Source organism: Bacillus sp. lyk4-R2A-2, from assembly GCF_030209735.1.
GTDB classification, from domain to species: Bacteria; Bacillota; Bacilli; order Bacillales; family Bacillaceae; genus Bacillus; species Bacillus pumilus.
The window spans coordinates 760,868-787,379 of sequence record NZ_JARVRK010000004.1; the positions used below are offsets into that span (position 1 = coordinate 760,868).

Here is a 26,512-nt window from a genome sequence, read left to right on the forward strand (position 1 = left end):
CTGAATAGCCATTTTTTATAGAAAAACTGTATATGAATTTATTTTCAATTCATCACAAAATAGTCTATACTGTAGGGTGGAGCTTGGTTTGAAAGGAGTACAAATTCATGAATGAAGAGCAGAGAAAAGCGAGCGGACAAGTAAGTTCATCGGACAAAAAATCCGAGAAGGACTATAGCCAGTATTTTGAAGCTGTGTACATTCCGCCTTCCTTAAAAGATGCAAAAAAACGGGGTAAAGAAGAAGTCGAATACAATCAATTTCAAATTGACGAGCGTTTTCAAGGGTTAGGAAACGGGCGCAAGTTTTATATTCGCACATATGGCTGTCAAATGAATGAGCATGACACAGAAGTGATGGCTGGTATTTTTATGGCGCTTGGTTATGAACCGACAAACTCAACGGAGGATGCAAATGTCATCTTATTAAACACTTGTGCAATTCGTGAGAATGCGGAAAACAAAGTGTTCGGAGAGCTTGGTCATTTAAAAGCATTAAAGCGTGAAAAGCCAGATTTAATTTTAGGTGTCTGCGGATGTATGTCTCAAGAGGAATCTGTCGTCAACCGTATTTTGAAGAAACATCCATTTGTTGATTTGATTTTCGGTACACATAACATTCACCGCCTGCCAGAGCTGTTATCTGAATGCTATCTTTCAAAAGAAATGGTCATCGAGGTTTGGTCAAAAGAAGGCGATGTCATTGAAAACCTTCCGAGAGCCCGCCAAGGAAAAATTAAGGGCTGGGTGAATATTATGTACGGTTGTGATAAATTCTGTACATACTGTATCGTCCCTTACACGCGCGGTAAGGAAAGAAGTCGCCGCCCTGACGAAATTATTCAAGAGGTCAGACGTTTAGCGGCAGAAGGATATAAGGAAATTACCCTTCTTGGTCAAAACGTGAATGCGTATGGAAAAGATTTTGAAGACATGGAATATGGTCTTGGACACTTGATGGATGAGCTACGTAAAATCGATATTCCGCGTATCCGTTTTACAACAAGCCACCCGCGTGACTTTGACGATCACTTAATTGAAGTGCTTGCTAAGGGTGGGAACCTTCTCGATCATATTCATTTGCCAGTTCAATCCGGCAGTTCTTCTGTCTTGAAGCTTATGGCGAGAAAATATGACCGTGAGCGTTACCTTGATCTTGTGCGCAAAATCAAAGAAGCGATGCCAAATGCTTCATTAACAACGGATATTATTGTCGGGTTCCCAAATGAGACAGATGAGCAGTTTGAAGAAACACTTTCCCTCTATCGCGAGGTTGAGTTTGACGCTGCTTATACGTTCATTTACTCTCCAAGAGAAGGAACACCAGCAGCGAAAATGCAAGACAACGTGCCAATGCATGTGAAAAAAGAACGTCTGCAGCGCCTGAATGCCCTCGTGAATGAAATTTCTGCGAAAAAAATGAAGGAATATGAAGGGCAGACTGTCGAAGTATTAGTAGAGGGTGAAAGTAAAAACAACCCTGAAATCCTAGCCGGATATACAAGTAAAAGCAAGCTTGTGAATTTTAAAGCACCAAAAGAAGCGATTGGCAACATCGTCAAAGTGAAAATCACACAAGCCAAAACTTGGTCTCTTGACGGAGAAATGGTTGGAGAAGCTATCGAGGTGAATTAAAATGACGCTTTATTCAAAAAAAGAGATTGTCGAGCGCGCAAGAGAGCTCGCTAAAATGATTTCTGAAACAGAAGAAGTTGATTTCTTCAAGAAAGCAGAAGCGCAAATCAATGAAAATACAAAAATTTCAACGATTATTAACCAAATTAAGGCGCTTCAAAAACAAGCTGTGAATTTAAAGCATTACGGCAAACATGAAGCCTTAAAGCAAGTGGAAGAAAAAATCGATGCCCTGCAAGAAGAACTGGATGAAATCCCAGTGATTCAAGAATTCAAAGAATCACAAGTGGAAGTCAATTCCCTGCTTCAGCTCGTAGCGCATACGATTTCTAATCAAGTAACAGATGAAATCATTCTTTCAACCGGCGGTGACCTCTTATTAGGAGAAACCGGTTCAAAAGTGAAAAACTCATCACCAAGTTGCTCCATTAAATGAGAAAACCCCGCAAATGCGGGGTTTTTATTATATAGAATATATGTAATTTGTATTTTGCTACTGCATCAACAACAAAATGTTGATGCAGTAGCCCTGTATTTCGTAAAAAATGTATTGATTTATTTATTCAAAATATTATAGTGATACGTTATAAACTAAAAATGAATTGATTTTACAGATTAGAAGATTTAAATTGAAACTCAATGCTTAATCCAAAAATATTTATTATAATATGAAACTCTTTCACAAAAATCCCTCCCTATATAAAGAAGGGCTACTAACTTTATTACATCAAATTACACCATTACAGTCAACCCCAATCTCTCACTCTCCAACTTTTCCAATTTTCAAGGCAAGTTTATGGGCAACCATGCATACACTGAAACAGAAATGAATTTAATTGAACATGAAGTTCAAAATCGTGACACACTAGACGAATGCCCAGCATAAGATAAAACGATCAAGAACAAGGAGGCATGCCGGAATGTCTGAATACAGAGAAATTATTACAAAAGCGGTGGTTGCAAAAGGGAGGAAATTCACCCAAAGCACACACACCATTTCTCCATCGCAAAAACCAACCAGCATCCTAGGTGGTTGGATCATTAATCATAAGTATGATGCTGAAAAGGTCGGTAAAACTGTTGAGATTGAAGGAACCTTTGATATTAACGTATGGTATTCTTACGCTGATAACACAAAAACAGAAGTTGTCACAGAACGGGTGAAATATGTAGACATCATCAAACTAAGATATAAAGATAAAAATTTCCTTGATGATGAGCACGAAGTGATTGCAAAAGTGCTGCAGCAGCCGAATTGTCTAGAAGTGACCATTTCTCCAAACGGCAATAAAATTATCGTTCAGGCAGAGCGTGAATTCATTGCTGAAGTGGTAGGAGAAACAAAAATTGTTGTAGAGGTCAATTCAAGCTGGAAAGAAAAAGATGATCATGAGTGGGAAGAAGAGGTGGATGAGGAGTTAGAGGATATTCATCCAGAATTTCTAGCGGGTGATCCAGAAGAGTAATTGATGACTAGGGCGCATATCCCCCTAGTTTTTTTGTGTCCTATCTAGGAGAAAAAAGGTGATTTTATATGCTATAATGAAAGATGGTATGAATTCGAATGTAATATAGTGAGGGATTAGAAATATGGCAAGTTATACGCCCATGATACAGCAATATTTAAAAATCAAGGCAGAGTACCAAGATGCCTTTTTATTTTTTCGCTTAGGCGATTTTTATGAAATGTTTTTTGATGACGCAAAAGAAGCGTCACAAGAATTAGAAATCACGCTAACAAGCAGAGATGGCGGGAGCATACCAATGTGCGGTGTTCCTTATCATTCTGCTTCTGCATACATAGAACAATTGATTTCAAAAGGCTACAAGGTCGCGATTTGTGAGCAGGTGGAAGATCCTAAAACGGCAAAAGGTGTAGTCAAAAGAGAAGTCGTTCAACTCATTACACCAGGTACGGTGATGGATGGTAAAGGCTTAAGTGAAAATGAAAACAACTTCATTGCCTCTGTGACAAAGTTTGAAAATGGATATGGACTTGCACTTTCCGATTTATCTACTGGTGAAAACATGGCGGCTTTCATTGATCGATTAGATGAAGTCGTGTCTGAAATTTATTCTGTCGGTGCAAAAGAAATTGTGGTGTCAAAGCAGCTGGATGAGGAAACAGTCAAGACCTTAAAGGATCGGTGCCAAGCGACCATTTCATACGAAGATAGTGATGAATTGATCGATGAAGCTGAGCGGCTCGTGTCCCGCCTGAGCGAGCAACTAAGATCGGCCTTTTTGACATTATATGCTTATTTAAGAAGAACGCAAAAAAGAAGTCTCGATCACCTTCAGCAAGTTCAAGTGTTTGAGCTCGAACAAACAATGAAAATTGATCTTTACTCAAAACGAAATCTTGAATTAACAGAGACGATCCGCTCAAAAAGCAAGAAGGGCTCTTTGTTATGGCTGTTAGATGAAACAAAAACAGCGATGGGTGGAAGGCTGCTCAAGCAATGGATCGACCGGCCGTTAATTCGGCTTTCGCACATTAAAGAACGCCAGGAAATGGTGCAAATTCTTATGGACCATCTCTTTGAACGAGAGGATCTGCGTGAACGGTTAAAGCAAGTATATGATCTCGAACGTTTAGCGGGCCGCGTCGCATTTGGCAACGTAAATGCCCGTGATCTCATTCAGTTAAAGGAATCCTTAAAACAAGTACCAGCCATTAAAGAGCTTGTGCACTCACTGCCAGAGGAAATGGCAAAATCAAGAGCGAATGCGATTGATCCTTGTGGTGACTTGCTTAATTTATTAGAAGATGCACTTTATGAAAATCCGCCGATGACGATAAAAGAAGGCAATTTGATTAAAGATGGCTACAATGCAAAATTAGATGAATACCGTGATGCCAGCCGAAACGGAAAGGACTGGATTGCACGTCTTGAACAGCAGGAAAGAGAATATACCGGCATTCGCTCCTTAAAAGTCGGGTTTAATAAAGTGTTTGGTTATTATATCGAAGTGACACGCGCAAATACACATCTGCTGGAGGAAGGCCGTTATGAAAGAAAACAAACGCTTGCCAATGCAGAGCGGTATATCACACCTGAATTAAAAGAAAAAGAAGCACTGATACTTGAAGCAGAATCAAATATCAACGAATTGGAATATGAACTATTTACAGCTCTCAGGGAGCAAGTGAAAGGTTATATTCCTAGATTACAGCTGCTTGCAAAACAAATGAGTGAGCTGGATGCGCTTCAATGCTTTGCGACTGTCAGTGAAAAACGCCGTTATATCCGTCCAGAATTCTCAGAGGATGAGGTAGATGTCATAGATGGTCGTCACCCAGTCGTTGAAAAAGTGATGGATCACCAGGAGTATGTACCAAATGACTGCCATATGGGAAATGGCCGGCAAACCTTACTCATTACTGGACCAAATATGTCAGGGAAAAGTACGTATATGAGACAAATGGCGCTTATCTCCATTCTTGCGCAAATTGGCTGCTTTGTGCCGGCATCGAAGGCGACTCTTCCGATCTTTGACCAAATCTTTACACGCATTGGGGCGGCAGATGATTTGATTTCTGGTCAGAGTACTTTTATGGTAGAGATGCTCGAAGCAAAAAATGCGATGGTGCATGCAACGAAAAACAGCTTGATTTTATTTGATGAAATTGGACGCGGGACAAGCACCTATGATGGAATGGCTCTTGCGCAGGCGATCATTGAATTTGTTCACGATCATATTGGTGCCAAAACGCTTTTTTCCACACATTATCACGAGCTGACAGTTCTTGAATCTCAATTAAGCGAGCTGAAAAATGTCCATGTACGTGCTGAAGAGCATGAGGGCACGGTCGTTTTCTTACATCAAATCAAAGAGGGTGCAGCTGATAAAAGCTATGGTATTCATGTAGCGCAGCTTGCTGAATTGCCTGATGCGATCATCGATAGGGCCCAGACCATTTTGACGGAGCTTGAGAGCGGATCACATGAAGTGACCCCGCACGTATCTGCAGCTCCAAAAACAGAAAAGGCAGAGGAAAAGCAGCAGCTTTCTTTCTTTGAAGTAGAAGAAAAACCGCAAACCAAACCAGTTCTAAAACAGAAAGATCAAGCGGTGATCGAGGAATTAAAGTCATTCAATCTAATGGATATGACTCCGCTCGAAGCGATGACTAAGCTATATGAATTGCAAAAGAAATTATAATGTAAGGTGAGGTGAGCAAAATGGCAAAGATTATTCAGTTATCCGATGACCTATCCAATAAAATTGCTGCAGGTGAAGTAGTCGAACGTCCAGCTTCTGTCGTAAAAGAGCTTATGGAAAATGCAATCGATGCAAGTAGTACAGTGATTGAAATCGATGTAGAAGAAGCAGGTCTTTCTTCTATTAGAATGATTGATAATGGTGTTGGAATCGATGCTGAAGATTGTAAGCTCGCCTTTCAGCGCCATGCAACGAGTAAAATCAAAGATGAAAATGACCTGTTCCGTGTCAGAACGCTCGGTTTCAGGGGAGAGGCGCTGCCAAGTATCGCATCTGTCTCTCATCTAGAAATGAAAACAAGTACTGGTGAAGGAGCTGGAACGCACCTGGTGCTGCAAGGCGGAAAGATCATTTCAGAGAAAAAAACCTCTAGTCGCCGCGGTACCGAGATCGTCGTTACCAACTTATTTTACAATACACCGGCCCGCCTAAAATACATGAAAACCGTTCATACGGAGCTTGGCAATATATCAGATGTCGTCAATCGAATTGCGCTGGCTCACCCAGAAGTATCGATTCGCTTGCGTCATCAAGGAAAAGTCCTGCTTCAGACGAATGGAAACGGGGATGTGCGGCATGTGCTTGCGGCCATTTACGGAACAGCTGTTGCGAAAAAAATGGTGCCGCTTCACGTGCAATCACTTGATTTTGAAGTGAAAGGATATATCTCCTTGCCAGAAGTGACAAGGGCATCACGGAATTATATGTCTTCTGTTGTAAACGGCAGATATGTTAAGCATTTTCCGCTCGTGAAAGCGGTCCATGAAGGGTATCACACGCTGCTACCGATTGGCCGCCACCCGATTACATTTATAGAGATGAAGATGGACCCCATTTTAGTGGATGTGAACGTTCATCCTTCGAAGCTTGAAGTGAGACTTAGTAAAGAGCAGGAACTTCATGAGTTAATTAAGCAAGGAATTAAGGACGTATTTCAAAAGCAGCAGCTCATTCCAAGTGCTTCGGTGCCAAAAAAAGCACCAATGCCAGCGATCAAAAATGAGCAGCAATCCTTAACCTTTGATGCGAAAAAAGGAAACACAAGCGAGGTGGAAACGCCGCTATCCTATCAGCCGGAGCCGCTCGAATCGGTCTTATATGAGACAAGCCATACCGAAGCATACGGAATGCCTAATCAAGAGAAGACGGAACCATCATCACCAGTAGTTTATGAAGAAGCCTCATCTGAGCGAGTTCAGTTAGAGGAATCCGCCGCTTCACTAGAATATGAAGAGTCAGAACTAAGAGAAGATGCTGCAGAAGCCATTTCAGAAAACGAACGCGTCCCTGTGATGTATCCCATCGGACAAATGCACGGCACATATATTTTGGCTCAAAATGAACGTGGGCTTTATATTATTGATCAGCATGCGGCCCAGGAGCGAATCAAGTATGAGTATTATCGTGAGAAGGTAGGAGAGATCAAACAGGAAGTGCAAGAAATGCTCGTCCCATTAACATTCCATTACTCGAAAAACGATATGCTGATTATTGAAGAGCATAAAGAGATACTAACGAAAGTGGGTGTCTTCTTAGAGCCTTTTGGTTCAGGAAGCTACATTGTACGGTCGCATCCGCAGTGGTTTCCAAAAGGAGAAGAGGCTGAACTGATCGAAGAGATTATTGAGCAAGTGCTGGATGAGAAGCGTGTAGATATCAAAAAATTAAGAGAAGAAGCGGCAATCATGATGAGCTGCAAAGGCTCTATCAAAGCAAATCGTCATTTGCGAAATGATGAAATCAAAGCCCTATTAGATGAACTCAGGCAGACAAAGGACCCTTTCACTTGTCCGCACGGCCGGCCGATCATCATTCATCACTCGACATATGAAATGGAGAAAATGTTTAAACGGGTCATGTGATCAAATAAAAAAAGCGCTCTTATTAAGGCACCTCAGCGTGTAGACAAACTATTGCGCGAGCTGGTGCTCACGAATGTCTAATCCGCTAAGCCGCGCCAGAACTCGTCCTTCCTAAGCTACAAAGGTTTCTATCACACTGAAAAGAAGACAAAGGGCTAAAATAAACATCATTTTGCCCTTTGTCATTTGGAGCGCTCTTATTAGAGCGCTTTTTTATTTAGCATCCACACGGATCTGGCGGTGTGACCACAACTGGTCGTGTATTAATATCAATCGTATCTTCTGCATAAAATGTGGAACCGATGCTAATTGCTCGATTTTCTGCGCGGAACGTATATGTACCTGCGGCAGGGAGTACTTTATGTGAAAGCTTTAATGTATATTTGGAAATTCCAAGTAAATCCAATCTAAGCGGAATACGGACGGTTTGTCCGTTGTTCAAAATGTAGCTGTCTTTTAATGCTTTACCGTTCATAATGTCTTTAGTTGTTGCTTGGAAACCCTTTGGCAGTGTGAACTCAACCGCACCAAGACTTAGAATAGAATTTGGGCTGTACGTTAGTTCAATGTCAGAAAAAGACCATTCCTGCTTACTTGTACCTGTAATTTTTGCGTAAAGGGCAGCTGGTTTTGCATTGGTTGATGCTTTGCTTTCCTCTGTTTTGGCTCCTTCAGCAGATGCAGAAAGCGGTACTGACAGCGCCATAACCAATGTGAGCATCCCCATCATGATCATCGTCCATGTTTTTTTCATTTCTTCCTTCCCCCTTGTTGAATATAGGTAAATAATAGATGATTACACCCATTATTTACCTATAATGTTACCATATCCCTACATGGTATTAAATGGTATATTATACCCTTATTTTGTCATTTTGTTTAGTAATAACGGGGAAAATGCGCATTTGGTTGGTTCATTCCGTAACCAAAGCCTGGCATTTGCTGATTCGGCATCATCATATGCATATCTTGATATCCGTATGGATGATATGGCATCATTCCATATCCACCATAGTGGCCATGATGATGGTGATCCTTCATTGGAACATGCGAAAAGGGGTCATGCTGATTTGGAAAAGGCGGATAGGCTGAATGATGATGCGGATAATGTCCGCTGTACTTATCCTTTTTACCGGTATGATAATGGTTTGGCATATTCATATGATCATGCATGTTTGGCGCGACCACATGCTCATGATTGGCTGTATACACATTCTCAAACGTATGGTACGGATTTCCTTCGTGATGATAATTCATTTGGCTATTCATATTGTTCATTTGATATCTCATCCTTTATGTCAGGTTGCCATATCCTATGAGCATGATCCGTTTCATGAGCCTATCCATATGAAAAAAACCGGCTTTTCAGCCGGGAAAACAAAAAGCAGTTGAAAGCGTCAGGTGCTAATATGAGAAGCCATGTCTTCTTCTACGACGCTTCTTACAACTGCTGCAGACACTTTTAGGGTAATAATAGGGATCGTAGCTTCTAGAAGTATCCCAGAAATCGCTCTCAAACCAATCATCTTTTTTATGATGAAACTTTTTTTCTTTACATGGGTCCTCATGGCAATGATCGTCATGCTTTTTATAACAGTTTGAGTGGGAATGTTTGCACTTGCATTTGCACATTGTCATCCCTCCTAAATGTGACTCAATGCTAGTATATGCACGAATAAGACAAGGGGACTGGATGGTGGCGCATCTTCTGTAAAAAAAGGCTTTTTCTCAAAAATTCAAATGAAAAGAATTGACTAGTGCTAAAATAACATGATAAAATATAAATTTTTATCCAACGATGAAATGTGTTATAATCAAATTGTGAATACTTTCGGAGGTGGCGGATTTGTTTCAAATAGGTGATAAAATTGTTTATCCTATGCATGGTGCCGGTGTGATTGAAGGAATGGAAGAAAAAGAGATTTTAGGTAAGACGGAGGAATATTTTCTGATTCAAATGCCGAATATGCAGATGATGATCCCAAGAGGCAGAATCAATCAACTAGGTATTCGTCAGGTAGCAGATCAAGCAACGCTGAAAGTTGTGATGAACAATTTTGCAGAAGAAACAAACGACGACACGCTTACTTGGAAGCAAAGATATGATGAAAATATGAAAAAGCTAAAAACAGGTGCGATCGAAGACGGTGCAGACGTTGTCAAAGATCTGATGAGACGAAATCAGAAGAAAGCATTAAATTCAAGTGAAAAGAAGATGCTTGAAGATGCTAGAGGCATGTTAGTGAGTGAAATTTCTCTTGCACAAGGGCTTTCACAAGATGAAGTCCTTTCAGCTTTAGAGAATGAACTAAGAATTTAATGATGGATATACAATAATTGGCTGTAAACAGAAGGGCATCCCTTTTGTTTGCGGCTTTTTTGTTTGAAATCAGAAAAACATGTCCATTTTTGTAGGTGATTTTAACTAAAGCTAAAATAAGGTCATACGATGCAGTTTTTTATTCAAGCAGCGAATGATTCAAAGAAGTCAGAAATACCTAGAGCGGCATAAAAAAACAGGAAAGTTCTCCTGATTCATTTAAATGAGCCGGACAACCTTTGAATTCTGTTAGCCATTGATAGTAAAATAATGCGATAAGATGACACCTAAGAGAATGAAAAGGAGCGGTGAAATGAAAAGGCTACTGATATGTGGATTCATCTTTCTGATCCTATGTGCTCTTTTAATGGTGAAATGCAGCCATTCTGTTCAAGAAAAAAAAGAGCAAAAGCAACATCAAGAAGAGGTAGAAAAGTATCAAAAAGAGCGAAAAAAAGGGGATCGATACGACAGTTTTAAACAGCTTATTCGGCATGAAAGAAAAGGGTATGAAATAGAATTTCACGAAAAGGGCGGAAGTGATTTACTCGTCTTTTCTCCTCATGGAGGGGAAATTGAACCAGGAACAAGTGAAATTGTAGAAGCATTTCAACAAAGATACTCGACGTATTTGTTTGAAGGAACGAAACAAGACAACAATCGTGATTTGCATATTACAAGCACCAAGTTTGATGAACCGATATTGGTCCAAATGATTAAAACGTATCCCTTCTCCATTTCCATCCACGGCTATAAAAGTGATAAAAAGCACACGCTAGTTGGCGGGACAAACGAAAAAATGAAAAGAGCAGTTGTACGAGAGTTAAAAGATCGAGGATTTTCTGCAGAAATGGTGCAAGAAGGCGAACGGCTTTCAGGAACAGATCCTAAAAATATTAATAATCGAAATGCAAGTGGTGAAAGCGTTCAGCTAGAAATTAGTACGGCGCAGAGAGAATCTTTTTTCGACCATTTTGATACGAGAAAAGGAAAGAAAAAAGCATTCAGACGTTATATCCGTGCTTTAAAAGAAGTATTAAGAGAATTTGACCCAACTTCGTAGTAAAATCGTTTTGATGGGTAAAAGTACTCCATTTAAACTTGGTAAAAAAGATAGAAATATGCGAAATGAACATAAATCATGCAATAAATTACAATTTGCCTTAAAAACATAAATTATGTAAAATAATAGTTATCAGTTTGATATGATAGAATGGGGCTGAAGTGGATGGCACATAAAATACCATCTTCCGAAGTAGGTGTAAAGATCAATCAATGGTACACGCATATTTGCAAATTTGAAGTCGAACAAGCAAACGATATGAAGCGCCTTGTTGAAGAAGAAATTCATGAGATGGAAGAGGATCAAGATTTGCTTCTATATTATTCTCTAATGGATTTTCGCCATCAACTGATGCTTCAGCATTTAACGCCAGTCCATGCAGGGAGTGAAACACTTCAAGCCGTTTCTTTTCCGAAAGAAATGGAAGATGGAGAAGATGAGATGACAGGCTTACTTGGCTATTACTTTCATTTTTTTCATGGAATGTATGCGTTTATCCAGCGCCGATACATCGAGGCCATTTCCTATTACAAGCATGCGGAACATCAACTGATCTTAGTGACAGATGAGATTGAAAAAGCGGAATTTTACTATAAAATCGCTGAAGTATACTATCATATGAAACAAACTTATTTCTCCATGCATTATGCTAAAAAGGCGAGAGACATTTATAAGAAACATCAGCTTTATGGAAAAAGAAGCATTCAATGTGATTTTGTCATGGCAGGTAATTGTATTGATGTGAGTCAGCACCAAAAAGCGCTTCCTTACTTAGAAAAAGCGTTAAAGGTTTGTGAAGCGATGGAGCGGAAAGAGTGCACATCTTATTTTAAAGCGATGGCTCTTAATAACTTAGGAGCTTGTCATTATAGTATGGGAACGTACCATACAGCGACAGTCTTTTTTGAACAAGCCATTTCCCTTTATCAAAAAGATCAAGCATCCACGATGATCAAATCATTATTTTCACTTGCTCTTACCTGGTTTAAACTCGGAGATATCGAGCGGGCGGGTGAGGCTATACGTAAAGGAATGAACGAGGCTTGTTTATTGGAAGATGAAATTTATCAGTTGAAATTTCAATTTTTACAGGCGCTTTATATAGAAAAAGACAGCTGTGAGCAATTAAGATCGGCACTATTTGGACTGCGAAGCAAAAAAATGTTTGCTGATTTAGAGGAATTAGCACTTGATGCGGCTAATTATTATAAGGAACGCGACATGTACAAGGAATCCTCCACTTTTTTTGAGATTGTGATCGAAGCGCGTACGCACATTCAAAAAGGAGATGAGATGTATGAGAACGAAGCATAACATGTCAGCTGATCAAGTAGATGAAAGACTTCACACGTAATAACAGACAAAAACAACACCCTTTACGAATCAACGTAAAGGGCTTTTTTATTTATTCTTTGATGGCTTTTTCTGCGTCAATGGCACCTGCCCCGTAAATCATCGGATCATCCCCAGACCACTTGCTTGTATTTTCTTTTAACAGGGTTTTGACCTCATCGGGCGTTAAATCTGGTGAATGCTCTAATAGAAGAGCACAAATACCAGCGCAAATCGGTGTTGCCATAGATGTGCCAGATAACGTCGTGTAATCATCATCGACTCTGCTTGATTTGTCGAGTTTATCTAGAAAGGATCTTGGTGATCTGAGAGAGACGATGTTTACTCCTGGTGCAAGGATATCAGGCTTTGTCTCACCATAAACAGTAGGACCTCTGCTTGAAAATGGTGCCACGATATCATCGTTTGATTCTGGTGTATTCCGGTCATCAAAAGCGCCAACCGTAATCACTTTTTGACTGACGGCAGGGCTCGCAATCGTTTGACTGTTAGGACCAGAGTTTCCGGCTGCGACGCATACTACAATGCCTTGATCCCAAGCAGCATTGACAGCACGCACCATCGGATCGTCCTGTTCGTCATCATAACGCTGAGCATCTCCGCCTAGTGACATACTCATAATATGAATCGGATCATCAGGGTGATCTTCATTGAACTGGATGCACCATTCAACCCCTTCTATAATAGTAGAAAGCGATCCAGCCCCTTGTTTATTTAACACTTTTACGCCAATTAAATGAGCTTTTGGAGCAGGTCCTTTGTACAAGCCATCTGAGGCCGATCCGTCTCCAGCTACATCTCCAGCGCAGTGAGTACCATGCCCGTTATCATCATAAGGCTTTGTTTTTTGCTTGACTAAGTCCACAAAATCGCGAATTCTTCCTTCTAAATCTTCATGCGGATAAATTCCTGTATCAATGACAGCGACCGTAATGCCTTCCCCAGTTAAGGATGTACCGTTTCGGAAGACTTCATCCGCGTGACTAGCTTGTGTGGCCACATCCAGAAGTGCATGAACTTTCCGGTCTAAATAAATTTTACGAATATGCTCACCATTTGCTAACAGCTCCTCTAAAGCGGCCGGTGTTATGTCTGCAGCGCAGCAGTCGATATGTGAAAAGTGCCGTTTGATATTTGTTTTTCTACTTTTTTTCATGAGTTGTTTTGTGCTTTGAATCCCTGCTTCGACCGCGTCTTCCTTAAATTCAATAATTACACGAAGCTTCTTTCTCTTCTTTAATCTTCCTTCAAAGAAACGATGAAGAAAGCATGGCGTCCATTTAAAAGGTTTATAAAGGTGAAGGACGGTCTCTCTTAAAGGCTGATCTAGTTTACTAGCATGTGTCCTGACCATTTGCACCATAGAAAATCCAAACATGTGATGCCCTCCATTCTAGCTATCCATTCTTGTACACTCTTACGTTATGAGAATGAGAGCTGCTTTGTTCGGATTCTTGTCCCTTCTTTTCTTCATATTGGCGGCTTACTCATTTCTGATGAAAAAGAAAAGCGCTTACATTTTGTAAAATAATAGAAAAAGGTGGAAAACATGTAGAATCAGCCGATGATAGGTGGGAGAGTTCTTCTTAGAGAACCGGTGAAACAAACGATTTTGCAGAAAAAAAGGAGGGGTTAGACAGGGTCAATGCTCATACAAATGTGACTTGTCACAGAGGAAAAAAATCAAATCCATATAAAAACAAGCCGAATTAAAGAAAACAGACTGGATAGAACTAGGTCATTTTAAACATAACTTCGTTTGTCTGTCATACTATTCTAACTCTGTTTTCAAAGACGAGAGGCGTTTCTGTGTATATAAATGCAATTATCTTATTTTTGAGGAATCTCATGATCTAGAGTGTTATGATCAAATTTGAAGAGAAAAAGTGGAAAAAATGAAAAGAAATGATGATTCAATATAAATCATAGAAACGGCTTAGAAATCTGTTAAAGGAGAACGGGAATGAAGAAGTTTTTTGCTTTGCTTCTCCTGCTTGCGATCGGATGGGGCGTTTATTATACAATGCAAGCACAGGAACATGATGAGCCATTGTCATCAGGTGGGGAAGACGAAAGCGGTTCAAATGATATTTATCGCAATTTTAAAGAACTGGAAGAAAACGAATCAACAAGCAGCTATCAAATTACAGCCAACCCAGTGCCTGGAAGCCGTCTTCTTGTGATGTCACCCCATGGTGGGAGAATTGAAGGCGGCGTGAGTGAGATCGTCCATTTTTTCGATAATGATTTCTCTACGTATTTGTTTGAAGGTTTAAGAGAGAATGCGTCAGAACTTCATGTGACAAGTACAAACTTTGATGAGCCAGTCGGCGTCGCGCAGGCAAAAGCACACGATTATATCTTAGCAGTGCATGGATACAAAGGTGAGGAAGGCATTGACCATACGCTCGTTGGCGGAACAGATTACGACCGTGCAGAAAAAATAGTGAACTCATTAGAGCGGAACGGATTTTCTGCTGAACTGGCTGTCGCACACGCAACCCTGAGCGGAACAAGCAATCATAATATTAATAATCTTACTAAAACAGGGCAAAGTGTACAGTTAGAGATTAGTAGAAGTCAGCGTGAAGCTTTATTTGACAGTTTTGACTTTCGGCGGCGGTCGAGTACAAAAAACGAGACGTTCTACCGGTATGTCAGGGCGATTCGGACAGTGCTGGATGAGGAATATACATAAAGATGGTGCACATGTTAAGACAAGCAGCGTGAATTCTTGTTACACTATAAAAAGTGATAACAAAAGGAGAGACGAATATGGCGCGTCATCATTTTCATCTTCAGGCAAGCTGGCCTGGCCTGCGTAACGATGTGGGTACAATCTCATGCGAACAGTTAAAAACGAAGATTTCAATTCCAAAAGAAATGGACGGTCCCGGCATCGGAACAAATCCAGATGAGATGCTCTTAGGTGCAGCGGCTACGTGTTATATTATTACACTTGCCGCTATGATGGAGCGGAGCCAATTAGAAAAAGAGGATCTCACAATGAGTTCTGAGGCTGTCGTAGATGTGACAAATGGTGTGTTTACATATGAAAAAATCATTCACCGGCCTGTCATCATCCTCAAAGCCTCTGCTTCTCCGCAAGATATTGAGCTGGCCCGCAAGCTCGCGCACAAAGCCGAAAGCTCATGTATGATCTCAAGAGCTGTTCAAGGAAATGTGGACATTTCCTTAGAAGAAACCATTCAAGTCGGCGGGTAAAAACAAAAAGTCATTTTCTCTTAATGAAATGGAGAAAATGACTTTTTTTATGACGTCCATTCGGTTTGATCGATTTGTTCTTTGTTTTCTTCCTTTTGTTTTTTTGACAGGTTCAAGACAATCACGCCGCATATCACTAGTGCAAGACCGATGAAGCCTTTTATGTGAATGGTTTCGTTAAACAGCACGAGTCCGATAAGAGCAGTGAGTGCTGTTCCAACGCCAGACCATGTTGCATAAGCAGACGAAAGGTCAATCGTTTTAAGTGCCAGACTGAGGAAGGTAAAGGCACACCCAAATCCGATCAGGACCCCAATACTCGGCAGCAGTTGCGAAAAACCTTGGGAAAGCTTCAGCATCGTACTGCCAAAAACCTCTGTCAAAATAGCCCCTGTTAAATAGAGCATTCCTTTCATGATCTCTCACATCCTTTATGACATATTTAAAAGTACGACTCCTGAGACAAGCATCGCCATCCCAATGATTGCTCTTTGGTTCAAGGTTTCTTTGAAAAAAAGCACGCCAAAAATAGCCGTGAGGACTGTACCAACCCCAGACCATGTTGCGTAAGACATGCTAAGCGGAATGATATTCAGTGTCAATGACAGCATATAAAAGGCAAGTGTATACCCAGCAACAACGACAGCGCTAGGCTTAAAGCGAGTAAAGCCATTTGAGAATTTTAACATCACGGCGCCAATGGCTTCTGAAAAAATAGCCACAGCTAGAAAAAGATATCCGAGGATCATGATTATCCCTCCTCTAATAGGTGTAAAATCCGATGAAGTAAAAGGGTTTTTTCCTCTCGGTTCAGCGGTTCAAGCTGAAACATTTCTGAAAACCATATTCCATCACATGAAAGGCGGATCAGCTGGCTCAATGCAGGGTCATTGATTTCCTCAGCTGCTTTCGCTTTGAACTCTGCATAAAAATCACGCCAAGGGTTCAATAACGCTTCATCAAATGACATGGTGGCCAGCATACTTGTACATAACTGGGTCGTGTTTTGCATATCAAGATCATTTAATGTCGCCAAAATATATGCACGTACATAAGGAGCCTTTTCGTTTTTGTATGTTTCCTGATACGACTCAAGCTGCTGACGAAAGCAGACAATCGCGTGCTCATTCATTTTTTGGATGAGCTCTTCCTTGCTTGAAAAATGATAAAGCAGGCCGGCCTTGGTCATATGTGCATGCTCTGCTACATGTTGAAGGGTAAGCTGACTTAATCCTTCTTTTAAAATCGTACGAGCAGCTGCCTCAAAAATTTGCTCTTTTTTGGTTTTAGACATAAAAAAAACACCTACTTTACTGAACGGTCGGTAAAGTAAATGTTAACCCATGAAAAACTAGTGTGTCAATCGATTCATTTTATGAAAGGTTGTTTTCACTTAAAAGACATGTTTAATAATAAGGGTATGGTCCATATGGCGGGTACGGAGGCGGATAAGGGTACCCATAGCCATAGCCTGGAGCAAGCAGGGACCCAGCAAGTAGTCCTCCGGTAAAACCACCTAAAAATGGAGCTCCAAAAAATCCAGGTCTCCCAAAACCAAATCCAGGTCTTCCAAACCCAAATCCTGGGCCTCCAAAACCAAACCCAGGGCGTCCAAATCCAAAAGGTCTTCTCATGTCTTCTTGAATAAACGGTGGTGATTCAAAATAATTCATAAAAAAAGGCTCCTCTCACATAAAATCACTGTAACTGACATCAGTGTATTCAAATGGCCTACATGTGTTTGGGTGACCGCCTAATATAAGGAGGAATGTCAAAAATGGGCCTGTATCCATCTGATTGGGCAAATTGTCCGCCGCATGCTCATGCCTATAAAGCACGAACGGATATAACAGAAGAGCATTATCATTTAATTGAAGGGATCTCTCAGCCTGTAAATGGAAGCAGTACTGACAAGCATACGCATTACTATCGCGGGGTCACCTCTTTTGAAAGAGGCCATTTTCACAGATACTATGGCATCACAGGACCTGCTATCCCAAGAGCCGATGGCACACATTATCACGAAATCCAGGAGGTCACGTATTCTGCTTATACAGATCCTGTCCCCATCCGATACGGAGGTGTCGTCTATAGTCCAGATCAAGAGAGGCCAACGCATACCCATTGTTTTAAAGGAAAAACATATGAAGTGGTCGGAAATGAACCACTCGGCTGGTGATGGGCATTATATAGGAGAGAAAGAGAAGTTATGCTATACTGTAGGCAGTTTGTAAAAGAGAGTGATGTTATGAAAAAAACGAAACAACCAGTGATTGTATTAGTAGGACCGACGGCTGTCGGCAAAACAAAACTGAGCATACATATAGCCAAAGCATTTAATGGAGAAATTATCAGTGGTGATTCTATGCAGATTTATAAAGGAATGGACATTGGAACAGCTAAAATCACCCCTGAAGAAATGGATGGTGTCCCGCACCACTTAATTGATATTAAAGAGCCGGACGAATCCTTTTCTACAGCTGAATTTCAGCAACTAGTCCGTATGAAAATCAAAGAGATTGCCGCTAGAGGGAAAACACCCATGATCGTCGGCGGAACAGGTTTGTATATCCAATCTGTTTTATATGATTACACATTTACCGATGAGAAAAGTGACCCTGCTTTTAGAGAAGAAATGGCGCTGTTTGAACAGCAGCATGGCTCCCTTCAGCTGCACGAAAAGCTAAAGGCAGTAGACCCTGATGCTGCAAAAGCCATTCATCCGAATAATGTCCGCCGCGTGATCCGGGCGCTGGAAGTGATCCATACAACAGGTCAGAAAATGTCGGAGATGCAAAATGGTCATCAAGAAGTTCCTCTTTATGATACAGCTTTCATTGGGCTGAAAATGGATCGAGAGCTTTTGTACGAGCGCATTCACCAAAGAATTGATATGATGATAGATGAAGGCTTAATTGAGGAAGTGAGCGCACTTTATCAATCTGGCTTGAAGGATTGTCAATCGGTTCAAGCGATTGGTTATAAAGAGTTGTATGCGTATTTTCAAGGTGACTGCTCACTTGATGAAGCTATCCAGCAATTAAAGCAAAATTCCCGTAGATATGCGAAGCGTCAGTTCACGTGGTTCCGTAATAAAATGGATGTCACTTGGTTCGACATGACACCGCCTTGCCACTTTTCAGACAAAAAAGAGGAAATTTTCGCATATATAGCAGGAAAGCTTGGACTTAAAGCGAAACTGTAGTTATCAGAATCAAGGAGGACGAAACATGAAACCGATTAATATTCAGGACCAATTTTTGAATCAAATTCGTAAAGACAATACATTTGTTACAGTATTCTTACTGAATGGCTTTCAGCTTCGCGGTCAAGTGAAAGGCTTTGACAATTTCACGGTGCTGCTTGAAACAGAAGGGAAGCAGCAGCTTATTTATAAACACGCCATTTCTACATTTGCACCTCAAAAGAATGTAAATCTAGAATTAGAATAGGATATGTTCGACCTAATAGCCCCATGCATCTGCGAATAAACCGGCCGGAACCCGCTACGTTTTTTGTCAGTGCAGAGGGGCTATTTTGCATGCCGTGAAACCTTTCTGTCTATTTTGCGTATAATCCCTTATTGGATATGAAGAAAGGTGAGGGAAGCGATATGGAAAATGCAGAGCTTGAATTAAGAAGGATTAGAGTGATCCTTCTATTGATTGGGATTGTTGTCTTATTTGGATCATGTGCCATTTCAAACATTGAATCAAGACAGGAAAGCTGGCATAACTATTCTAATCAAGATGATCATGGACATATAGATGGCCTATTACAATCAGCTGTTGCACTAAAAAATAATCACTTTGCTGTTGTGAAAGATGATGAAGTACATGTGTACCGGTTTGATGAAAAAGAGGGAGAACTGACCCTTATTAAAACAAAATACATAGATGAGTGGGACGAAGATTATGATGATGATGACGATTCTGTAGAAGAGTAAGCACGTAAATTTACAAATGAATGTGAAGTCGCTACACTATAATCATGCATCAGACATCTAGACAGAAAAGGATGAGTTCATGACACACAAAATTAAAATTAATCATTGGGAACAAACTTGTGAAGACGACTCCTGTTTTGAATATGGAACAAGCGTTTCTGTAAATGGGAAAGAATTAGTCAGAGAAGCTTCAATCGTCTCTGCGCTTGAAGCGGTGCTAAAAGAATTAGGTGTTGAAGTGGAAATTACAGAAGTGTCAGAAGATTTACAGTGCGATGCCTACAAAAAATAAAACAAAAAGTCTAGTCTACTAAGCGATTTTTTTTCGTGTTATGATAGATTTCGGTTTCAGTTGAATAGAGAGTAGAGCAGTCTATTTTTAGATCCTGTTCTGCTCTATTTATTTGAACGTACGAGTTCGGCTATGAATGTTCGGCCGGGTTGGTTGATTTTTTTCGTTTCGAACATCTATATGTTGTGTTTTGAAAAAACATAGTATACTATATATAGTGAATAACGAAATGATCAACAATACTAAAAACTAGGTCGTGATGGAATTGATTCAAATCGTATTTGATTCAAAAACAGGAAATGTTCAACGCTTTTTGGACAAGACCCCTTTTACAGACAAACGAAAATTGACTGGAGAAGAGTTTTTGGATACGCCGTTTATTCTCGTCACCTTTACGACAGGATTTGGACAAGTCCCTAGTACTACTCAATCCTTTTTAGAGAAAAATGCTCACCTTTTACTAGGTGTAGCGGTGAGTGGAAACAAAGTATGGGGAGATAATTTTGCCAAAAGCGCCGATACGATTTCTAAACAATATCAAGTTCCTATTTTGCACACCTTTGAACTAAGCGGAACAAAAAGGGATGTTGAATTGTTTACACAGGAGGTAGAAAGAATTGTCACAAAATCAGGTTCCAAAGTGGATACAATTAAATAACGAGATTATGATTCAAAAAGAAGGAAAGTTTCAGTTCGATAAGGACAAAGAAGCTGTACATAGTTATTTCGTAGATTATATTAATCAAAACACAGTCTTCTTTCACAACTTAGAAGAGAAGATTGATTACTTAATAGAAAACGACTACTATGAGGAAGAATTTTTAAGACAATACAGCATGGCAGATATTAAAGAGGTATTCGAAGCTGCATATGCGAAGAAATTTAGATTCCCATCATTCATGAGTGCGTTTAAGTTTTACAACGACTATGCACTGAAAACAAATGATAAAAAGAAAATCCTTGAACGCTATGAAGACCGCATTTCAGTTGTAGCGCTTTTCTTTGCGGGCGGAGATAAAGAAAAAGCCCTTGAGTTTGTAGAACTGATGATCAATCAGGAATACCAGCCAAGTACACCAACATTCTTAAACGCTGGACGTAAAAGACGCGGTGAGCTTGTGAGCTGCTTCTTGCTTGAAGTGAATGACTCATTAAACGATATTTCAAGAGCGATTGATATTTCAATGCAGCTTTCAAAATTAGGCGGCGGCGTCAGCTTGAACTTGTCAAAGCTTCGTGCAAAAGGCGAAGCAATTAAAGATGTTGAAAACGCGACAAAAGGTGTCGTCGGCGTGATGAAGCTTCTTGATAATGCATTCAGATATGCAGATCAAATGGGACAAAGACAAGGATCAGGTAGTGCCTACCTTAATATTTTCCACAGAGATATTAATGATTTCTTAGATACAAAAAAAATCTCTGCAGATGAAGATGTGCGTGTGAAAACATTGTCCATCGGTGTCGTCATCCCGGATAAATTTATTGAGCTTGCCAGAGAAGATAAAACAGCTTACACCTTCTATCCGCACACAGTCTATAAAGAATATGGACAGCATCTTGATGAGATGGACATGGAAGAAATGTATGATGAGCTTGTAGAAAACCCGAAAATCAAAAAAGAAAAAGTCAATCCGAGAAAGCTTCTTGAAAAATTGGCTGTTCTTCGCTCAGAATCTGGCTATCCATATATCATGTTCCAAGATAATGTGAATAGAGAGCATGCATTAAACCATATTTCACGAGTGAAATTCTCAAACCTTTGCTCAGAAGTGCTTCAAGCTTCAGAGGTCTCTTCTTACGCGGACTATGATCAAGAAGATGAAATTGGTCTTGATATTTCTTGTAACCTTGGTTCATTAAATATCATGAATGTCATGAAAAACAAATCGATCGAAAAAACGGTCAAACTAGCAACAGACTCACTCACGCTTGTATCTGAAACAACAGATATTCGCAACGCACCGGCTGTTCGAAAAGCGAACAAAGCGATGAAATCAATCGGACTTGGTGCGATGAACCTTCACGGGTATTTGGCTCAAAACCAAATGGCCTATGAAAGTGAAGAAGCAAGAGATTTCGCGAATACGTTCTTTATGATGGTGAACTACTATTCAATTAAACGTTCAAGTGAGCTTGCAAAAGAAAAAGGAGAAACATTCCATCGTTATGAAGGCTCTGGCTACGCAACGGGCGAGTACTTCAATAAATACGTGGAGAATGATTTCACACCAAAAACAGAAAAAGCAGCAGCATTATTTGAAGGCATGCACATTCCAACAAAAGAAGACTGGGCAGCACTCAAAGACTTTGTAGCGGAAAATGGCATGTACCATAGCTACCGTTTATGTATTGCACCAACAGGTTCCATTTCTTATGTGCAATCGGCAACAGCCTCTGTTATGCCAATTATGGAACGTATCGAAGAAAGAACATACGGCAACAGCAAAACGTATTACCCAATGCCAGGTCTTTCAGCGCAAAACTGGTTCTTCTATAAAGAAGCGTACGATATGGATATGTTTAAAGTGGTCGATATGATCGCAACGATTCAGCAGCACGTCGATCAAGGAATCAGCTTTACACTATTCCTGAAAGATACGATGACAACGCGTGACCTAAACCGCATCGATCTGTATGCACACCATAAAGGCATTAAGACACTTTATTATGCAAGAACGAAGGATACAGGGCAGGAAGGCTGTCTTTCTTGTGTTGTTTGATTAAAGGAGAGTTTAACGTGACAAAAATTTATGATGCAGCCAACTGGTCAAAACACGAAGATGATTTTACACAAATGTTTTACAACCAAAATGTGAAGCAGTTCTGGCTTCCTGAAGAGATTTCCTTAAACGGGGACCTCTTAACATGGAAATATCTAGGTGAAAAAGAGCGAGATACGTACATGAAGGTACTTGCTGGATTGACTTTACTTGATACAGAACAAGGAAATACAGGGATGCCGATTGTGGCTGAACATGTAGAAGGCCATCAGCGTAAAGCGGTATTAAACTTTATGGCGATGATGGAAAATGCGGTACATGCGAAATCATACTCAAATATCTTCATGACACTCGCACCAACTGAAACGATCAGTGAAGTGTTTGAATGGGTCAAAAAGAATAAATTCTTGCAAAAGAAAGCAGATATGATTGTCAGTTTATACCGTTCGATTCAAAAGGACGATCCGATTTCCCTCTTTAAAGCAATGGTTGCTTCTGTTTATTTAGAAAGCTTCCTATTTTACAGTGGTTTTTACTACCCGCTTTATTTCTATGGACAAGGAAAGCTCATGCAAAGTGGTGAAATCATCAACTTGATTTTGCGTGATGAAGCGATTCACGGTGTATATGTTGGATTATTAGCACAAGAAATTTACAACAAACAAACACCTGACGTGCAAAAAGAGCTATATGATTTCTCGATTGACCTCTTGAACGAGCTTTATGAAAATGAACTTCATTACACGGAAGATATATATGACCAAGTCAATTTATCGCATGATGTGAAAAAGTTCATTCGTTACAATGCCAATAAAGCGTTAATGAACCTTGGATTTGCCCCTTACTTTGAAGAAGAAGAGATCAATCCAATTGTATTGAACGGACTCAATACAAAAACAAAATCGCATGACTTCTTCTCAATGAAAGGGAACGGCTACAAAAAAGCAACGGTTGAGCCGTTAAAAGATGACGACTTCTTCTTTGGAGATGAATCATAAGTAAGGCGTAAAAGTCAAAACGCATCACTCGTTTTGGCTTTTTGCCATTTCATATAATGCGTTACATACTGGAGGTTACCGAACATGGGAAAAATGGATGAAATCATACTAGTTGCACCGCGCACACGCGTATTCCAAAACGAAACGCTTGCGTTTAATGGTGTGAATAGTGAAGAGAAAACAATCAACACCATTATGAAAGAAATCGAAGAGCACTTCAAGCAGATGCGCAGAGGCGATGCGGAAGAAAATCCTGACTTCAAGCAGCCGATTCCTTATGTCGTGATTAAGCGTGAGGACGAAGTGTATGTATATGAAAGGCTTCAAGGCGGGGGAGAGACTCGATTGCATCATAAGTTATCTCTTGGCTTTGGTGGTCACATGAATTTCATCGAAGGCAAAAACTTTGCTGAAATTCTAAAAGAAAATACGGATCGTGAACTAGACGAGGAACTTTCTATTCAAGAAGAAGACAAACTTGAGATGAAAACCCTTGGTTTAATTAATGATGATGACAACAGTGTCGGCCGTGTGCACATTGGACTGTTATCGGCGCTTGAATTATCTCCAGGCGCTCATGTAGAAGTGAAAGAAACAGATCAAATCTCAGGAAAATGGATGAAAGCATCCGATTTGAAAAAGCCTGAATACTTCGATCGACTTGAAACGTGGTCTCAATTTGTCGTGAACATTTTAGCATAAAGGAATCAATCATAAACCGGCTCAGCAGCAGACTTGAGCCGGTTTATTTCGTTATAACAAGCTTCAGTTATTGGAAAACGAATGCGTCATGACCGGCCTGTTTCAATCTTGCGACGAGGTCATCCGCATTTTGCTTTGTACGAAAAGCCCCGGCTTGCACTCGGAACATGCCGCCCTCTAATACAACGAAGGCGTCAAAGCCTTTGGATTTCAGCGTGGCTGCTAATTCATCTGCATTGGCTTTCACCTTGAAAGCTCCAGCCTGAACTTTATAAAGATTACTAGCTTTTTTTTTCAGCTGAAAGGCTTTCTCTAATCCAGTGGCATGAGCGCGAGCGATGCCTTGAAGGAAGGTTGCGTTGCGGAGCTTATTTGCATCAGCTGTCGTATCGATGAAACCATTCTCTGTTAAAATAGCGGGCATAGAAGTTTCTCGAAGAACGTGGAAGTTCGCTGTTTTCTTGCCGCGGTTGGCAAAATCCACCGAGCGAACAATTTCATCATGAAGGGCATTGCGATACGTGGTGGTTGGTGCTGAAACGCCAGGATACACATAGCTTTCAAAACCTGTGCCCCCGCCTGCATTAATATGAATAGACACGAAATAGTCAGCTCCCCAGCTGTTTGCCGCATTTGTACGCTGGGCCAAAGTAACGGATTGATCAATAGAACGACTTAAGCGGACGGAAACGTCATCATAATCACTAATCAACATATCTCTCAATAAAATCGCGATTTGCAGTGTGATATTTTTCTCCAAAAGTCCATTAGCAGCAGCTCCAGAATCTGTTCCTCCATGGCCAGGATCAATAAAAATTTTCACCATCTATTCATCACCTCGTCTTTATTTTATGAGAAAATAGAAAAATTGCCTGTACAAAATGCGGAAATCATTGAGACTCTTTTCTGCACAATTTGTGATGAGAAAGCTACATTTTTCTAAGAAAAAACAAATTGTTGGTTTGTCCGCCTAAATGGGATGAATACAATGGAAATAGCACATCATTTCCTGGGAAACCGCAGAAATCCCTACAATATTCGGAATCTCGGGTCATTTTGACAGCAAACTTGGGCTTAAGCGGGCGATTGTCACGATTACAGCTCCACCCGAATAGAATAAAGAGAGAAGAGCGAGAGGTGAATACGTTGGAGCGAGCTGTCACATATAAAAACAACGGCCAAATCAATATTATACTTAACGGACAAAAACAAGTATTGGTTGATGCAGATTCAGAGGCAGAATACCTAGAAGCCTTGCAGAAAAATGAGGCAAAACACAGCATCTTACGGGAAATAGAGCGTGAAATGAACAGCCTTGTCGGTATGGATGAAATGAAACGAAACATAAAAGAGATTTATGCTTGGATCTTTGTCAATCAAAAAAGGCAGGAACAAGGGTTAAAGGTAGGTAAACAAGCGCTTCATATGATGTTCAAAGGGAATCCCGGCACAGGGAAAACAACGGTTGCAAGACTTGTCGGGAAGCTTTTCTTTGAAATGAATGTCCTCTCAAAAGGTCACTTAATTGAAGCGGAACGCGGAGATCTAGTCGGCGAGTACATTGGTCATACTGCTCAAAAAACAAGAGATTTAATTAAAAAATCACTAGGCGGCATTTTGTTCATCGACGAAGCCTATTCTCTTGCCCGCGGAGGCGAAAAGGATTTTGGGAAAGAAGCGATTGATACCCTAGTCAAACATATGGAGGACAAACAACACGAATTCATTCTCATTCTTGCTGGCTACTCCAAGGAAATGGATCATTTTCTATCATTAAACCCCGGCCTGCAATCGAGATTTCCAATCAATATCAGCTTTCCTGATTATACCGTCGATCAGCTCATGGACATTGCCAAACGGATGATGGCTGACAGAGAATATATATTTACTCAAGAAGCTGAATGGAAGCTGCGAGATTACTTAATGCACATTAAAAGCACCACGAGTCCTGCAAAATTCAGCAACGGCCGTTTTGTGCGAAACACGATTGAAAAGGCCATTCGTACCCAAGCGATGAGACTCCTGCTTGTGGATCATTATGATAAAAAAGATTTGCTCACGATTAAAAGTCACGATCTCCAAATGAAAGAGGATACGCCTACTTAAAATGGCGTATCCTTTTTATAAAGAGATACTAAAATAAACCATCCGAATAGTGGTATACGTGTGG

28 protein-coding genes are annotated in these 26,512 nt (G+C 40.4%); 20 read left to right on the forward strand and 8 right to left on the reverse strand.

The genetic code is table 11. The features are described 5' to 3' along the window. Positions 1–107: 107 nt before the first annotated feature. From miaB to mutL, 5 genes are all read left to right on the forward strand, one after another. Positions 108–1,634: a tRNA (N6-isopentenyl adenosine(37)-C2)-methylthiotransferase MiaB gene (gene miaB, locus QRN39_RS06625; RefSeq protein WP_012010025.1), complete on the forward strand. Its 1,527-nt coding sequence runs from the start codon at positions 108–110 to the stop codon at positions 1,632–1,634. 1 nt (position 1,635) lies between these two features. After that, a complete protein-coding gene (gene ricA, locus QRN39_RS06630) occupies positions 1,636–2,070 on the forward strand; it encodes a regulatory iron-sulfur-containing complex subunit RicA (RefSeq protein ID WP_003211238.1) in 435 nt (144 codons plus the stop codon). 484 nt (positions 2,071–2,554) lie between these two features. Then, positions 2,555–3,100: an outer spore coat protein CotE gene (gene cotE / locus QRN39_RS06635; RefSeq protein WP_003212450.1), complete on the forward strand. Its 546-nt coding sequence runs from the start codon at positions 2,555–2,557 to the stop codon at positions 3,098–3,100. 124 nt (positions 3,101–3,224) lie between these two features. Continuing rightward, positions 3,225–5,801 carry a DNA mismatch repair protein MutS gene (gene mutS / locus QRN39_RS06640; RefSeq protein WP_212045874.1) on the forward strand — a complete coding sequence of 859 codons (2,577 nt, stop codon included), beginning with the start codon at positions 3,225–3,227 and terminating at the stop codon, positions 5,799–5,801. Positions 5,802–5,821: 20 nt separating this feature from the next. Then, positions 5,822–7,723: a DNA mismatch repair endonuclease MutL gene (gene mutL / locus QRN39_RS06645; protein WP_284906557.1), complete on the forward strand. Its 1,902-nt coding sequence runs from the start codon at positions 5,822–5,824 to the stop codon at positions 7,721–7,723. 217 nt (positions 7,724–7,940) lie between these two features. Here the strand turns inward: mutL and bslA are convergent, their stop codons facing one another. Next, complete coding sequence (gene bslA / locus QRN39_RS06650; RefSeq protein ID WP_050944961.1) at positions 7,941–8,477, reverse strand: biofilm surface layer hydrophobin BslA; 537 nt, start codon at positions 8,475–8,477, stop codon at positions 7,941–7,943. A 125-nt stretch (positions 8,478–8,602) separates the two neighbouring features. Further along, on the reverse strand, positions 8,603–9,001 hold the full coding sequence (locus tag QRN39_RS06655; protein WP_003211318.1) for a hypothetical protein: 399 nt from the start codon (positions 8,999–9,001) through the stop codon (positions 8,603–8,605). A gap of 568 nt (positions 9,002–9,569) precedes the next feature. On the opposite strand from QRN39_RS06655, the gene QRN39_RS06660 reads away from it, so the two are divergent. From QRN39_RS06660 to QRN39_RS06670, 3 genes are all read left to right on the forward strand, one after another. Then, on the forward strand, positions 9,570–10,043 hold the full coding sequence (locus tag QRN39_RS06660) for a CarD family transcriptional regulator (RefSeq protein ID WP_050944959.1): 474 nt from the start codon (positions 9,570–9,572) through the stop codon (positions 10,041–10,043). A gap of 313 nt (positions 10,044–10,356) precedes the next feature. Beyond that, on the forward strand, positions 10,357–11,106 hold the full coding sequence (locus QRN39_RS06665; RefSeq protein ID WP_253622592.1) for a poly-gamma-glutamate hydrolase family protein: 750 nt from the start codon (positions 10,357–10,359) through the stop codon (positions 11,104–11,106). Between the two features lie 165 nt (positions 11,107–11,271). Continuing rightward, complete coding sequence (locus QRN39_RS06670; RefSeq protein WP_003211287.1) at positions 11,272–12,420, forward strand: Rap family tetratricopeptide repeat protein; 1,149 nt, start codon at positions 11,272–11,274, stop codon at positions 12,418–12,420. Positions 12,421–12,511: 91 nt separating this feature from the next. Here the strand turns inward: QRN39_RS06670 and QRN39_RS06675 are convergent, their stop codons facing one another. Next, positions 12,512–13,837, reverse strand: coding sequence for a S8 family peptidase (locus QRN39_RS06675; RefSeq protein ID WP_284906560.1), 1,326 nt, complete (start codon positions 13,835–13,837; stop codon positions 12,512–12,514). A 585-nt stretch (positions 13,838–14,422) separates the two neighbouring features. Between QRN39_RS06675 and QRN39_RS06680 the strand changes: the two genes are divergently transcribed. Continuing rightward, positions 14,423–15,157 (forward strand): poly-gamma-glutamate hydrolase family protein, encoded by a 735-nt coding sequence (locus tag QRN39_RS06680; protein ID WP_003211920.1) that lies wholly within the window; start codon positions 14,423–14,425, stop codon positions 15,155–15,157. A gap of 77 nt (positions 15,158–15,234) precedes the next feature. Further along, on the forward strand, positions 15,235–15,684 hold the full coding sequence (locus tag QRN39_RS06685) for an OsmC family protein (protein ID WP_050944954.1): 450 nt from the start codon (positions 15,235–15,237) through the stop codon (positions 15,682–15,684). Between the two features lie 47 nt (positions 15,685–15,731). On the opposite strand, the gene erbB is transcribed toward QRN39_RS06685, so the two are convergent. From erbB to QRN39_RS06705, 4 genes are all read right to left on the reverse strand, one after another. After that, entirely contained in the window at positions 15,732–16,100 is a 369-nt protein-coding gene (gene erbB, locus QRN39_RS06690) for an SMR family multidrug efflux transporter EbrB (RefSeq protein WP_034662159.1), read from the reverse strand. 15 nt (positions 16,101–16,115) lie between these two features. Then, on the reverse strand, positions 16,116–16,433 hold the full coding sequence (gene erbA, locus QRN39_RS06695; RefSeq protein WP_003211368.1) for an SMR family multidrug efflux transporter EbrA: 318 nt from the start codon (positions 16,431–16,433) through the stop codon (positions 16,116–16,118). A gap of 2 nt (positions 16,434–16,435) precedes the next feature. Further along, on the reverse strand, positions 16,436–16,978 hold the full coding sequence (locus tag QRN39_RS06700; RefSeq protein WP_050944952.1) for a TetR/AcrR family transcriptional regulator: 543 nt from the start codon (positions 16,976–16,978) through the stop codon (positions 16,436–16,438). Between the two features lie 112 nt (positions 16,979–17,090). Beyond that, complete coding sequence (locus tag QRN39_RS06705) at positions 17,091–17,357, reverse strand: hypothetical protein (protein ID WP_050944950.1); 267 nt, start codon at positions 17,355–17,357, stop codon at positions 17,091–17,093. Positions 17,358–17,461: 104 nt separating this feature from the next. Here QRN39_RS06705 and QRN39_RS06710 point away from each other — a divergent pair, with 104 nt between their 5' ends. The 9 genes from QRN39_RS06710 to QRN39_RS06750 all read left to right on the forward strand — a co-directional run bounded on the left by QRN39_RS06710 (position 17,462) and on the right by QRN39_RS06750 (position 24,342). Then, positions 17,462–17,863, forward strand: a complete 402-nt coding sequence (locus QRN39_RS06710) for a YmaF family protein (RefSeq protein WP_284906600.1) — start codon at positions 17,462–17,464, stop codon at positions 17,861–17,863. A 69-nt stretch (positions 17,864–17,932) separates the two neighbouring features. Next, positions 17,933–18,889: a tRNA (adenosine(37)-N6)-dimethylallyltransferase MiaA gene (gene miaA, locus QRN39_RS06715; protein WP_226805219.1), complete on the forward strand. Its 957-nt coding sequence runs from the start codon at positions 17,933–17,935 to the stop codon at positions 18,887–18,889. Positions 18,890–18,914: 25 nt separating this feature from the next. Then, positions 18,915–19,136, forward strand: coding sequence for an RNA chaperone Hfq (gene hfq / locus QRN39_RS06720; protein WP_003211269.1), 222 nt, complete (start codon positions 18,915–18,917; stop codon positions 19,134–19,136). Positions 19,137–19,297: 161 nt separating this feature from the next. Further along, positions 19,298–19,630, forward strand: a complete 333-nt coding sequence (locus QRN39_RS06725) for a YmzC family protein (protein WP_003211073.1) — start codon at positions 19,298–19,300, stop codon at positions 19,628–19,630. Between the two features lie 79 nt (positions 19,631–19,709). Beyond that, the gene (locus QRN39_RS06730; RefSeq protein WP_003212415.1) at positions 19,710–19,922 is read left to right on the forward strand and encodes a hypothetical protein; all 213 of its coding nucleotides are present in this window, start codon (positions 19,710–19,712) and stop codon (positions 19,920–19,922) included. Positions 19,923–20,187: 265 nt separating this feature from the next. Further along, the gene (gene nrdI, locus QRN39_RS06735; RefSeq protein ID WP_008360380.1) at positions 20,188–20,580 is read left to right on the forward strand and encodes a class Ib ribonucleoside-diphosphate reductase assembly flavoprotein NrdI; all 393 of its coding nucleotides are present in this window, start codon (positions 20,188–20,190) and stop codon (positions 20,578–20,580) included. Beyond that, complete coding sequence (gene nrdE / locus QRN39_RS06740) at positions 20,540–22,642, forward strand: class 1b ribonucleoside-diphosphate reductase subunit alpha (RefSeq protein ID WP_003212060.1); 2,103 nt, start codon at positions 20,540–20,542, stop codon at positions 22,640–22,642. Before nrdI ends, nrdE begins: the two co-directional genes overlap by 41 nt. Before the next feature lie 17 nt (positions 22,643–22,659). Further along, the gene (gene nrdF, locus QRN39_RS06745; protein ID WP_003212452.1) at positions 22,660–23,640 is read left to right on the forward strand and encodes a class 1b ribonucleoside-diphosphate reductase subunit beta; all 981 of its coding nucleotides are present in this window, start codon (positions 22,660–22,662) and stop codon (positions 23,638–23,640) included. An 84-nt stretch (positions 23,641–23,724) separates the two neighbouring features. Further along, the gene (locus tag QRN39_RS06750; RefSeq protein WP_050944943.1) at positions 23,725–24,342 is read left to right on the forward strand and encodes a hypothetical protein; all 618 of its coding nucleotides are present in this window, start codon (positions 23,725–23,727) and stop codon (positions 24,340–24,342) included. 67 nt (positions 24,343–24,409) lie between these two features. Here the strand turns inward: QRN39_RS06750 and QRN39_RS06755 are convergent, their stop codons facing one another. After that, positions 24,410–25,168 carry an N-acetylmuramoyl-L-alanine amidase gene (locus tag QRN39_RS06755; RefSeq protein ID WP_050944941.1) on the reverse strand — a complete coding sequence of 253 codons (759 nt, stop codon included), beginning with the start codon at positions 25,166–25,168 and terminating at the stop codon, positions 24,410–24,412. 320 nt (positions 25,169–25,488) lie between these two features. Between QRN39_RS06755 and spoVK the strand changes: the two genes are divergently transcribed. Continuing rightward, positions 25,489–26,448, forward strand: a complete 960-nt coding sequence (spoVK, locus tag QRN39_RS06760; RefSeq protein WP_003211912.1) for a stage V sporulation protein K — start codon at positions 25,489–25,491, stop codon at positions 26,446–26,448. Positions 26,449–26,512: the final 64 nt, after the last annotated feature.